This is a genomic window from Faecalicatena contorta (assembly GCF_001404335.1).
Taxonomy (GTDB): domain Bacteria; phylum Bacillota; class Clostridia; order Lachnospirales; family Lachnospiraceae; genus Faecalicatena; species Faecalicatena contortus_B.
The window spans coordinates 32,160-44,038 of the sequence record NZ_CYZU01000032.1; the positions used below are offsets into that span (position 1 = coordinate 32,160).

The 11,879-nt window shown below is 46.4% G+C and carries 10 protein-coding genes; 8 read left to right on the forward strand and 2 right to left on the reverse strand.

Going from position 1 to position 11,879, the window contains the following annotated elements; translation table 11 throughout:
* Positions 1–654 precede the first annotated feature (654 nt).
* Positions 655–2,004 carry a transcription termination factor Rho gene (gene rho, locus ARB69_RS15705; protein ID WP_050639969.1) on the forward strand — a complete coding sequence of 450 codons (1,350 nt, stop codon included), beginning with the start codon at positions 655–657 and terminating at the stop codon, positions 2,002–2,004.
* A gap of 107 nt (positions 2,005–2,111) precedes the next feature.
* On the opposite strand, the gene ARB69_RS15710 is transcribed toward rho, so the two are convergent.
* A complete protein-coding gene (locus ARB69_RS15710; protein WP_207733214.1) occupies positions 2,112–2,894 on the reverse strand; it encodes a sulfite exporter TauE/SafE family protein in 783 nt (260 codons plus the stop codon).
* Positions 2,895–3,089: 195 nt separating this feature from the next.
* Here ARB69_RS15710 and rpmE point away from each other — a divergent pair, with 195 nt between their 5' ends.
* From rpmE to prfA, 4 genes are all read left to right on the forward strand, one after another.
* Positions 3,090–3,290 carry a 50S ribosomal protein L31 gene (rpmE, locus tag ARB69_RS15715; RefSeq protein ID WP_025657260.1) on the forward strand — a complete coding sequence of 67 codons (201 nt, stop codon included), beginning with the start codon at positions 3,090–3,092 and terminating at the stop codon, positions 3,288–3,290.
* Between the two features lie 212 nt (positions 3,291–3,502).
* Positions 3,503–4,555, forward strand: coding sequence for a DUF1385 domain-containing protein (locus tag ARB69_RS15720; RefSeq protein WP_055154184.1), 1,053 nt, complete (start codon positions 3,503–3,505; stop codon positions 4,553–4,555).
* A complete protein-coding gene (prmC, locus tag ARB69_RS15725) occupies positions 4,552–5,466 on the forward strand; it encodes a peptide chain release factor N(5)-glutamine methyltransferase (RefSeq protein ID WP_055154152.1) in 915 nt (304 codons plus the stop codon). Before ARB69_RS15720 ends, prmC begins: the two co-directional genes overlap by 4 nt.
* 28 nt (positions 5,467–5,494) lie before the next feature.
* Complete coding sequence (prfA, locus tag ARB69_RS15730; RefSeq protein ID WP_055154154.1) at positions 5,495–6,568, forward strand: peptide chain release factor 1; 1,074 nt, start codon at positions 5,495–5,497, stop codon at positions 6,566–6,568.
* A gap of 116 nt (positions 6,569–6,684) precedes the next feature.
* Here prfA and ARB69_RS15735 read toward each other — a convergent pair whose 3' ends face one another.
* The gene (locus ARB69_RS15735) at positions 6,685–7,302 is read right to left on the reverse strand and encodes a VanZ family protein (protein WP_050639972.1); all 618 of its coding nucleotides are present in this window, start codon (positions 7,300–7,302) and stop codon (positions 6,685–6,687) included.
* Between the two features lie 344 nt (positions 7,303–7,646).
* Between ARB69_RS15735 and ARB69_RS15740 the strand changes: the two genes are divergently transcribed.
* The 3 genes from ARB69_RS15740 (at position 7,647) to ARB69_RS15750 (ending at position 11,879) form a co-directional block, all read left to right on the forward strand.
* Positions 7,647–9,383, forward strand: a complete 1,737-nt coding sequence (locus ARB69_RS15740; protein ID WP_055154157.1) for an ABC transporter ATP-binding protein — start codon at positions 7,647–7,649, stop codon at positions 9,381–9,383.
* A gap of 301 nt (positions 9,384–9,684) precedes the next feature.
* A complete protein-coding gene (locus ARB69_RS15745) occupies positions 9,685–10,599 on the forward strand; it encodes a DUF2156 domain-containing protein (RefSeq protein WP_055154159.1) in 915 nt (304 codons plus the stop codon).
* A gap of 92 nt (positions 10,600–10,691) precedes the next feature.
* Positions 10,692–11,879: a pyridoxal phosphate-dependent aminotransferase gene (locus tag ARB69_RS15750; RefSeq protein WP_055154161.1), complete on the forward strand. Its 1,188-nt coding sequence runs from the start codon at positions 10,692–10,694 to the stop codon at positions 11,877–11,879.

The following is an 11,879-nucleotide window of genomic DNA, read 5'->3' on the forward strand; positions in this document are numbered from 1 at the left end:
CAGTTAGAGGTAATCTGCAGAATCAGCCGGAAAAAAGCTGCTACCGAAGCAGCTTTTTAGAACACCTGAGCCGCTTAATCACCAGATTAAGCGGTGAATGTGTTCGGTTCCGGCTGATTCTGCAGATTACCTCTTACTGCCGCTTGGCGCAGCGGTCTGTATTACCAACAGGACAGGTACTTTTTGCAGCCCGTCCCGGCTTACGGTAAGCGTCCCCCCTTTCATCCACTCCGAGCCGAAACCCCACCCCCTAAAAAAACTCTTTCTTTTTGGTGGAAGATGAGGTATAATAGCTACAGATTTAAGATGTAGTCGTACTCTGTGAAATTACCGAGCACGGATAGGAATAGTATATCTTTGAGGATACAGGCAGACGCCTGAATTCGGACAAGTCGTTTCAGACTAAAGGTTCCCGTAAAATTTAACAAGATAAGATGAGGATTCTCCCGCCGCTATAGTCGGTGAGATGAATCATGAAAAACAAGATTAACGACAGTTTTGGCTGGAGAGGAAACGGTTTCTCCCACTGGCATGAGATTAATCTACGCATATGTATTGGCCGTAGACGTACTCTGTGATATTACCGGGCGTGGATTGAAACAAAAGAATACTGTAGAAAAGCCATATATTTATTGAGAAAGGAATTAAAGTATTATGACGAGAGAAAAATATGAATCTCTGCCGCTTGCAACATTAAAAGACCTGGCAAAGGCACGAAAAATGAAGGGTGTGTCAGCTATGAAAAAAAGCGGGTTGATTGACGCTATGCTGGCCCAGGACGAGAAAGAGAAGATGGAAGAAGCAAGGGCAGAAGCCAAGGAAGAAGTAAAAGAAGAATTGAAAGAGAAGAAGGAAGGCACGGATATCGAACAGCTGGACAGCGGCAAGTCAGCCAACGGGATCCTGGAGGTTCTGCCGGACGGATACGGATTTATCAGATGCGAGAACTATCTGCCCGGTGAAAACGATGTATACGTATCCCCCTCACAGATCAGGAGATTTAATCTGAAAACCGGTGATATCATTTCCGGAAATACACGAATTAAAACGCAGTCCGAGAAATTCAGCGCCCTTTTGTATGTTTCCACCATCAATGGCATGAGGCCGTCGGAGGCAATGAAGAGAAATAATTTTGAGGACCTGACTCCGATCTTCCCAAATAAGAGGCTCCGCCTGGAGACACCGGGATGTTCAACAGCTATGCGAATCGTTGATCTGCTTTCTCCTATAGGAAAAGGACAGAGAGGTATGATTGTGTCACCGCCGAAGGCCGGTAAGACGACCCTGCTGAAGGAAGTGGCGCTTTCCGTACAAAAGCGTGAGCCGAATATGCATCTTCTGATTCTGCTCATCGATGAGCGCCCGGAGGAAGTAACAGACATCCGCGAGGCGATCGCAGGACCGAATGTAGAAGTCATTTATTCTACATTTGATGAACTTCCGGATCACCATAAAAGGGTTTCCGAGATGGTGATTGAGCGTGCAAAGAGGCTGGTTGAGCATGGCAAGGATGTTATGATCCTGCTGGACAGTATTACAAGGCTTGCCCGTGCATATAATCTGACGGTTCCGCCATCAGGTAGAACACTATCAGGTGGTCTTGACCCGGCAGCGCTTCATATGCCGAAGAGGTTTTTCGGTGCAGCCAGAAATATGAGAGAAGGCGGCAGCCTTACGATCCTGGCTACTGCACTTGTGGAAACAGGGAGTAAGATGGACGATGTGGTATACGAGGAATTCAAGGGAACAGGCAACATGGAACTGGTGCTGGATCGAAAGCTACAGGAAAAGAGAGTATTCCCGGCCATAGATATACCAAAATCAGGAACTAGAAGGGAAGATCTCCTGCTCAGCAGAGAGGAGCAGGATGCAGTCTATATTATCCGCAGGGCAATGAACGGCCTAAAAGCGGAAGAAGCTGTGGACAACCTGCTGAATATGTTCTCACAGACAAAGAGCAATGCAGATCTTGTCCAGGTTGTGATCAAAAAGAAATTTTTGTAGAGCAGCATAAGGCATACACCGGCGCAGACAGCAAATACTGTATTACAGGAATTTACGCAGCGCAGTACTAGGGTGTGCCTGAGCAATATGCCGCCCTACTTCAGGTATTAGTATACATTGAGTACCTTCAGAAGCAATAGGAAGAGTACTAGCAGAATGCTTGGTTTTACGATTTTAGCGCCATTTTTCATGACCATTCCGGCACCCAGGTAGCCCCCGGCCATATTACACAGTGCGGCTGCGATCCCTACGGGGATCAGCACCTGGCCGTTTAGCAGAAAGATAATGAGGGATGTGATATTGGTCGTCAGATTAATAACTTTTGCCTGTGCGTTGGCGGTTTTTATACTGAGCTTGGCAAATACGGTAAATGCGATGATCAGAAACGTACCCGTACCCGGCCCATAGAATCCGTCATAGATGCCAATGATAAAAGCTGCAATGACTGCGGTTATGTAAGTTCTTTTGTCCAGCGTAACAGAGTCGTTTCCCTTATCATGAAACAGCTTTTTATTCAGCACCAGGAATGCGGATACAGGCAGTATGCCAATCAGTACATACAGCATGATCTTCTCAGGAACGATCATGGAAATATGTGCACCGATTGAAGAACCTGCAATTGCGGCAATCACGGAAGGGATGGCCAGCCGGAAACTGACAAGCCCGTTTTTTATAAAACGGATCGTGGCAAGTGTGGTTCCACAGGTGGAAGACATCTTATTGGTGGCAACTGCCATATGAGGAGGAAGTCCCGCGATCAGATAGGCGGGCAGAGAGATCAGACCTCCGCCGCCTCCGATCGCATCTACCAGCCCGGCAAGAAAAAGAAATGGGCATACGATTAGAAATGTGGAAGCGGAAAGTTCGATAATTGGGGCAGTGATATCCATATGAGCAACTCCTTATGTCATTAATGATAAATCAAACATGGGAATTATATCACAAACCGGATATACAAAAAAGACTTGTCCTATTTTATTTGTTTATTCTAAAAAATCGCTTGCAAAACCATAAATCTTATGATACAATAACAAAGCTGTTTAGAGATTATAATTACTATATTTTAAAATAGAGAGGTGAAAATCATGAGAGAAGGAATCCATCCAGAGTACCATCAGGCGACAGTAACTTGCAACTGCGGCAACACATTTGTAACAGGCTCAACAAACAAGAACATTCACGTGGAAATCTGTTCCAAATGCCATCCATTCTACACTGGACAGCAGAAAGCAAATCAGGCTCGCGGACGTGTTGACAAGTTCAACAAGAAATATGGTATTAAATAGGAATGACTTATTGCAGGCTGAGGTGAGATATCTCAGCCTGTTCTTGGGTAAAGGACTGTCTATCACAACTGGTGCACATTGATCAGCAACTTGCACAAGTGATTTCCGGGCAGTTCCTTACAGGTAACTATATATGCAGATTGGATCAGAAGGTCAGCAACTTCAAAGAAGAAGGAACTGACCCTTTTCTGGTACAGAAGACAGGAGGGTGCATGAAGTCATCGAACATAGGCGGACAGGCTGTTTTGGAAGGCATCATGATGAAGAATGGTAATCAGTATGCGGTGGCGGTCAGGAAACCGGATAAAGAGATCGCGGTAGATATACAGGAGTATAAAAGTGTAATCCCGTGTAAGCCGCTAATGAAGATTCCTTTTATACGAGGTATCTTCAATTTTGTTGATTCCCTTGTCCTGGGGATGAAGACACTGATGTTTTCGGCGAGCTTTTTTGAAGAGGAAGATGAGACAGAGGCGGAGCTGACAGAGGAAGCGATTGCAAAGAAGGAGAAGCAGGATAAGCTGTTCATGAATCTGACGGTCGCATTTTCCGTAGTTCTTGCGGTTGCCATATTTATGCTTCTTCCTTATTTTTTAAGTAATATACTGCGGCAGCACATTGCGTCCAGAGGGGTAATTACCATTCTGGAAGGTGTGATCCGCCTGGCTATTTTTCTGGGATATATTCTGCTTGTCTCCAAGATGGAAGATATCCAGAGAACATTTATGTATCACGGGGCGGAGCACAAATGCATCAATTGTATTGAACATGGACTTATCCTGAATACAGAAAACGTAAGAAAAAGCTCCAAACAGCATAAACGCTGCGGTACAAGTTTTCTGTTCTTTGTCATGATCGTGAGTATTATATTCTGCTTCTTTATTACAGCAGAGTCGCAGGTTATGAGGGTTGTGCTGCGTATCGCGCTTCTCCCGCTGATCGCAGGGGTATCATATGAGATTATCAAACTGGCCGGAAACAGTGATAATTATTTCATTAACCTGCTGAGCAAGCCGGGAATGTGGGTGCAGAATCTGACCACGAAAGAGCCGGATGACAGCATGATTGAAGTGGCTATCTGTGCAGTGGAAGCCGTATTTGACTGGAAGGCATATCTGGCGGAGAATTTCGGTATCGAGCTGCCAGCAGGCACATCAGTTGAGAAGACACCGGATCAGGAAATGAAAACCGCTGCAGCATCCGGGCAGACGGCCGGACAATATGGTATGACGGGCCATGCCGCAGCCGAGGGGCAGCAGCTATGACACTGCGTGAAGCGTTTCAAAGGGGAGAAGAGCTGTTAACAGAGGCCGGAATCACAGATGCCCGCCTGGATGCATGGTATCTTCTGGAACATGTGAGTGGTGTCGGCAGGGCCATGTATTATGCCATGCCGGATAAAATTCTGACAGAGGTACAGGAAAAGCAGTATATAGATTTTATAGAAAAAAGGGCGCAGAGGATCCCCCTGCAGCATCTGACCGGAACGCAGGAATTTATGGGCCTGGAATTCCGGGTGAATGAACATGTGCTGATTCCGAGACAGGATACAGAAACGTTAGTTGAGGAATCCATCCGGTTTATACGCAAATATAAAGAAAATTCTTGCGGTGTGTCTGCCGGGATTACCGGGAGCAGCCGAAGGGAGAACGAAAAAGCATTTCGACTGCTTGATATGTGCACTGGTTCCGGATGTATCCTGCTGAGTATTCTGCATGAGATAAGAAAAGAAAAAAAGCTGCTGATAGAAGGAACAGGGGCGGATGTTTCGGAGAAAGCGTTGGAGACAGCCCGGGAGAATGCGGAGTCGCTTCATATCCGCGCAGATTTCCTGCACAGCGACCTCTTTGACAGGGTGGAGGGAAACTTTCAGATGATCGTGTCCAATCCTCCCTATATCAGAACCGATGTGATAGAGACTCTGCAGGAAGAAGTGAGGCAGCATGACCCTCTTCTGGCGCTAGACGGCAAAGAGGACGGTCTGTATTTTTACAGAGAGATTGTGGACACGGCAAGGCGCTTTCTCGTAAGCGGCGGATGTCTGCTGTTTGAGATCGGGGCCGCTCAGGGTGAGGCCGTGCAATCCATGATGTGTGAAGCGGGCTATACCCATGTTGCCGTAAAAAAGGATCTGGCAGGACTTGACCGGGTCGTTTCGGGCGTGTATGATGAATGAAGTGAGTTGTGAGAAAGGATAGAGAAATATGTTTGACAGATTAGAAGATTTGCTGATCCGCTACGAGGAAGTAATGGGAGAACTGCAGGAGCCGGATGTGGCCAATGATCCGGAACGATTTCGGAAACTGATGAAAGAGCAGAGTGACCTGACTCCGATCGTAGAGGCATACAAAGAGTATAAGCAGTGTAAGCAGAATATAGAGGACAGCCTGGTCATGCTGGATGAAGAATCTGATGAGGAGATGCGGGAGCTCGCAAAAGAAGAACTCAACGATTCGAAAGCCCGTGTTGAAGAGCTCGAACAGGATCTGAAGATTCTGCTGCTGCCGAAGGATCCCAATGACGAGAAGAACGTAATCGTAGAGATTCGTGCAGGAGCCGGTGGAGATGAGGCTGCGCTGTTTGCGGCAGAGATCTATCGCATGTATGTTCATTATGCGGAAGGACGCCGCTGGAGGGTGGAGATGATTTCCCTGAATGAAAACGGAATCGGCGGCTTCAAGGAGTGTGTGTTTATGATCAGCGGGCAGGGCGCTTACTCCCGTTTGAAATATGAGAGCGGCGTACACCGTGTACAGCGTGTGCCGGAGACAGAGAGCGGCGGCAGAATCCACACCTCCACAATTACGGTTGCCATTATGCCGGAGGCCGAGGAAGTGGACGTTGTCATCGAGGAGAAGGATATCCGAATCGACGTTATGCGTGCGTCTGGAAACGGCGGACAGTGCGTCAACACAACGGACTCCGCTGTGCGTCTGACCCATTATCCAACGGGGATTGTGATTTACAGCCAGACCGAAAAGTCACAGCTGCAGAACAAGGAAAAGGCGTTCCGCCTGCTTCGCTCCAAGCTGTATGATTTGGAACTGGAAAGGCAGCAGGCGTCCGAAGCTGAGGCGAGAAGAAGCCAGGTCGGAACCGGGGACCGTTCTGAGAAGATCAGAACCTACAACTTCCCCCAGGGACGGGTTACGGATCACAGAATTAAGCTGACGCTGCACAAATTGGATACGATTTTAAACGGGGATCTGGATGAAATTATAGACAGTCTGACCGCTGCAGACCAGGCAGCAAAACTGGCTAATATGAATGATAACTAAACATGATTAATAAGAGTCCGGCATCAGCGGTTTAAGCTGATGCCGGACTCTTATAGTTGGGTGCCGTCAGAACATCTTAGTACGGATTGACAAAAGTTTCTTATGTGTATGGTCTCTTACATATACAACTTATATACCATCCACCTCCAGTTGCACAGGAAGAACACGGCAAGTACGCTCAGCACCATGTAAACCGCAGGTTCGTGGAGGGAGAGTGCGAGCTCTTTCCTCGTGCCGGTCCGGGGAAACAGGCGCCGGTATATGATCCAGATACAATAGCCGGCCAGTGCGCCGAAGGTGTTCATGATCAGGTCATTCATATCGGTAACCCTGTTGTTGAATAACTGGCAGATTTCGATGGAAAGAGAATAGCCGGCTCCGGCCAGAAGGACTCTGGGGAGTGTACGGTAATTGGTCCAGAGCAGCGGCAGGAGAAATCCAAGCGGCATGAACATAATGACATTCAGAATCTGTGAAAACTCCAGCCCATCGTTAAATGGAACCAGGTTGATCTTGTCCAGTGAAAGGATACTGTCGTATTTGCCGATGTCCCATATGGTTCCGATCCCCGTTGTGTCCAGTACCATATGCAGGTAGAACAGAAACAGGAATACCCAGATAAAATGAGCCTTAGTCAGGTGGTTTCCGGGCTTGCGAGCCAGGATAAACATATAGATAAGACAGGGCAGCAGCACACACAAAATAGGATAGAGTGTAATAATAATATCAGCCATAGCAGTTTCCTCCTTGATGCTTGTACATTGAATAATAATCAACTTACTGTTATATTGACCTAAATTTTTGATGCATTAGTTTGTAACGGTTCAGACAGGCCTGCCTGATGTATTACGTTAGTTTCATTATTTCAGCCTCTTCTTAAAATACTTTGGGGATTTTATTAAGATTTTATGATTTAGGAAATTCCTGTATCCCAAAAGGCCTGAGGACATATGTACTGCGGAAGCAGGGCCGTCTAGCAGTATTGAGGCAGGGATATATAAAGGAAGGGTTTGCAGATACAACGAAACAGGAGTAATATGATTAACATACGAATTGTTATAATGAGAGAGGTAAGATCATGAAAGAAAAACTGAAGAGATTATTTTCCTATTATAGGCCCTACAAAGGGCTGTTTTACAGCGACATGTTTTTTGCCATACTTGGAGCGGCTGTGACCCTGGTCATTCCGATGATTGTCCGGTATATTACAAACGACGTTATTTATTTTGACAGGGCCGATGCGAGACATGCAATTCTTATTCTGGGTGCCGTGATGCTGGCGCTTGTGGCACTGGAAGTCTTCTGCAATTTTTATATAGCGTACTTCGGACATACGATGGGCGCAAAGATGGAAGCCGATATGCGCAGCGATATATTCGGCCATTATCAGAAGCTGACATTTGCGTTTTATGATAATCAGAAGGTCGGCCACCTGCTCTCCAGAATTACGAGCGACCTGTTCGATATCAGCGAGCTCCTTCACCACGGACCGGAGGATCTTGTCATATCTTTTATTAAAATAATCGGTTCCTTTGTGATTCTGCTGACTGTTAATGTAAAACTGGCGTTGATTGCTTTTATTTTTATTCCGGTTATGGCGATATTCGCCTTTTATTATAATGGTAAAATGAAGACCGCGTTCAAAAGAAACAGAGAGAAGATTGCGGACATCAACAGCCAGATTGAGGACAGCCTCTCTGGTATCCGCGTTGTAAAATCATTTGCTAATGAAAATGTGGAAATGAAAAAATTCAACGCAGGGAATGAGAATTTTGTGGCGGCAAAGAAGCTGAGCTATAAATACATGGGGATTTATAATTCCGGGCTTGGGGCTATGAGCACACTGATTACTGTTATCGTACTGCTGGCTGGCGTGAGTCTGATGCTCAACGGATCGATTGTCGTGACGGATCTGATTACATTTCTGCTTTATATTAATAACTTTACGGAACCAGTAAGGAAACTGGTGAACTTTACCGAGCAGTTCCAGAACGGCTATTCCGGCTTCGAGAGATTTCTGGAAATACTGTCTATAGCGCCTGATATTGCTGATGAGCCTGATGCGGTTTCCTTGAAAGAGGTAAAAGGCGCCATTGAGTTTAAAAAAGTATCCTTTTACTATGAAAATGAGAGTGAGAAAGTCCTGGACAATCTGGACCTCAAAGTGGAGGCCGGCGACTATATTGCACTGGTAGGGCCGTCGGGAGTGGGCAAGACAACGCTTTGCAGCCTGATCCCCCGTTTCTACGAAGTATCTGAGGGTGGGATCTTTCTGGATGGGACGGACATCAGGCATATCAAACTGGAAGAACTGCGCAGTCATATTGGAATCGTACAGCAGGATGTGTATCTGTTTTCGGGCAGTGTTATGGATAATATCCGTTATGGAAGACCCGGGGCCACAGACGAAGACGTGGTCCGCGCGGCAAAAAATGCCAATGCCCATGAGTTTATCATGAGTTTCCCAGATGGTTATGATACAGATATCGGACAGCGGGGCGTAAAACTGTCAGGAGGGCAAAAACAGCGCCTTTCCATTGCCAGGGTCTTTCTTAGGAATCCTGAAGTGCTGATCTTTGACGAGGCAACATCCGCGCTCGACAACGAAAGTGAAAAAGTAGTACAGCAGTCAATGGAGAACCTGGCAAAAAACAGAACCACCTTTGTGATTGCGCACAGACTGTCTACGATACGCAATGCACAGCGTATCCTGGTCATGACGGATCATGGGATTGCAGAGGAAGGGACACATGAAGAATTGCTGAGAAAACGGGGGATATATGCGGGGCTGTACCAAATGCAGTTCGGGGATTAGGGGACCAGCTTTAGGTTCGTCAACGGACGGGGACGCTCCATAAAGGGAAGGCGTACGGTATTGGAGCGGCTATTATAGTCTCGGGCATATTCGGATCCATTCCTTCCCTGGTATCCCTGTCATTAAGCGACTCCGTCCGTACCGAGGCTAAAGCTCGTCGCGCACCCCATTTTTTTAATTATCCATGCTTTTATTGTCAGTTAAAGAAAAAATGTGGTATACTATCAAAGTATTATTTGTCTGTGAGACAAGTTTATACAAAAAGTTATTAGAAATTACATTCAGAAAGAGAAGGTTAGGAATGGACGATATAAACTTTAAACGGCCGGAGCTGGAGGACAGGGAGATAATTACTTCTTATTTCAATAAGGCGCCTAGCAGAAGCTGCGAAAGAACATTCAGTAACGTGTACCTCTGGTCCAGACATTACCATGTAAAGTATGCTGTTATAGAGGATGCCCTGATATTTCAGGACGATGAATTTGATCTTGCGTTTGCTTATCCGGCGGGAGAGCCGCAGTGCGTTAAAAATGCACTGGAGTTTCTTATGAAATACAGCGAGGAGAAGGGATATCCGTTTAAACTATATAATGTGACGGAAGAAAATTTTGCGCAGTTGGATGGCTGGTATCCCGGAGAATACCAAATTCATTATGATCGGGATCAGGCGGATTATGTGTACGAGTCGGAAAAGCTGGCGACGCTGGCAGGTAAGAAGCTGCACAGTAAACGAAACCATATCAATAAGTTTAAAATTGCGAATCCGGACTGGAGCTATGAGACGCTGGATAACAGTAACCAGGAAGAGTGTTTCCAGATGGCATTGAAATGGCGTAACCAGAATGGGTGTGAGGAGGATTCGGATAAGAATGCGGAGATGTGCGTGACATTGAATTCGCTGCGTTTGTTCAAGGAACTTGGGCAGAGGGGCGGTGTTCTCAGGGTGAACGGAGAGATTGCCGCATTTACGATTGGCGAACCTGTATGCGGGGATACATTCGTTGTTCATATAGAAAAGGCATTTGCTGATATTGACGGTGCATATCCGATGATTAACCAGCAGTTTGTGCAGCATGAATGCATGGATTATAAATATGTGAACCGCGAGGAGGATACGGGGGCGGAAGGGCTGAGGAAGGCAAAGCTTTCGTACAGGCCGGCCTTTCTGGTAGAAAAAGGGGTTGTTACGAAAAAGACGGCCCGCGGTACCGAATAGCAAATCCAGTTCTGCGGCCATGCTGCAGAACTGGATGTAAGGGTATCCCCGGATGTCCATATATTAAATAAATCAGAAATGGAGAGAGGAAAATGATTTCAAAAAAAATGGAAACTATGGTCGCGAACAGTTCTGCGATCCGTGCAATGTTTGAAGAAGGCAACCGTCTGGCGGGGATTTACGGAGCGGAGAATGTATATGATTTCAGTCTGGGTAATCCCAATGTTCCCGCGCCGGAGGCGGTAAAGGACGCGATCCGCGAGCTGCTTGATGAGGAAAATCCCGTTGTGCTTCATGGATATACAAACAGTAACGCGGGCTACGAGGATGTAAGGCAGGCCATTGCAGAATCTTTAAATAAAAGATTCGGTACATATTTTGAATCTAAGAATATTACGATGACGGTTGGCGCGGCAGGCGGCCTGAATGTCATTCTCAAATCGCTTCTGAACCCCGGAGACGAGGTCATTGCGTTCGCCCCTTATTTCGGCGAATACAGGAGTTATACCAATAATTATGACGGAGTGCTTGTGGAGATTTCTCCGGATACCTCCACATTCCAGCCAAAACTGGATGAATTCGAGGCCAAAGTCACGCCGAAGACAAAGGCTGTCATCGTAAATACTCCGAACAACCCGACCGGCGTTGTCTATTCGGAAGATACCATTCGTAAGATGGCCGCTGTCATGGAGGAAAAGCAGAAAGAATATGGGACGGAGATTTATCTGATTTCCGATGAGCCATATAGAGAACTTGCATATGACGGAGTAGAAGTTCCTTATCTTACGAAGTATTATGCCAATACGGTTGTAGGATATTCCTACAGCAAATCCCTCTCCCTTCCAGGGGAGCGTATCGGTTATCTGGTAATTCCGGATGAGGCGGCTGACAGTGAAAAGCTGATCGGCGCAGCGAATGTGGCGACCAGAATTCTGGGCTTTGTAAATGCGCCCACCCTGCAGCAGAAGGTGGTTAAAAAATGTCTGAACGAAAAGACAGATATTTCTTATTACAATAGAAACAGAGAAACACTATATAACGGTTTAAAAGAATTAGGCTTTGAATGTATCAAACCGGAAGGCGCTTTTTATCTGTTTGTAAAATCACCGGTTGCAGATGAAAAAGAATTCTGTGCCGCAGCGAAAAAGTACAATATTTTGATCGTGCCCGGCTCCTCCTTCGCATGTCCTGGCTATGTCAGGCTGGCATATTGTGTATCCTATGAGACAATCGTGAATTCCCTGCCTAAATTTGCGGAACTGGCGGCAGAATACAGATAG

What these genes read in the sequence shown, in the direction of transcription:
- rho (WP_050639969.1), top strand. Translation starts at nt 655, where the DNA reads ATGACGAGAGAAAAATATGAATCTCTGCCGCTTGCAACATTAAAAGAC.
- ARB69_RS15710 (WP_207733214.1), bottom strand. Translation starts at nt 2,894, where the DNA reads ATGGATATCACTGCCCCAATTATCGAACTTTCCGCTTCCACATTTCTA.
- rpmE (WP_025657260.1), top strand. Translation starts at nt 3,090, where the DNA reads ATGAGAGAAGGAATCCATCCAGAGTACCATCAGGCGACAGTAACTTGC.
- ARB69_RS15720 (WP_055154184.1), top strand. Translation starts at nt 3,503, where the DNA reads ATGAAGTCATCGAACATAGGCGGACAGGCTGTTTTGGAAGGCATCATG.
- prmC (WP_055154152.1), top strand. Translation starts at nt 4,552, where the DNA reads ATGACACTGCGTGAAGCGTTTCAAAGGGGAGAAGAGCTGTTAACAGAG.
- prfA (WP_055154154.1), top strand. Translation starts at nt 5,495, where the DNA reads ATGTTTGACAGATTAGAAGATTTGCTGATCCGCTACGAGGAAGTAATG.
- ARB69_RS15735 (WP_050639972.1), bottom strand. Translation starts at nt 7,302, where the DNA reads ATGGCTGATATTATTATTACACTCTATCCTATTTTGTGTGTGCTGCTG.
- ARB69_RS15740 (WP_055154157.1), top strand. Translation starts at nt 7,647, where the DNA reads ATGAAAGAAAAACTGAAGAGATTATTTTCCTATTATAGGCCCTACAAA.
- ARB69_RS15745 (WP_055154159.1), top strand. Translation starts at nt 9,685, where the DNA reads ATGGACGATATAAACTTTAAACGGCCGGAGCTGGAGGACAGGGAGATA.
- ARB69_RS15750 (WP_055154161.1), top strand. Translation starts at nt 10,692, where the DNA reads ATGATTTCAAAAAAAATGGAAACTATGGTCGCGAACAGTTCTGCGATC.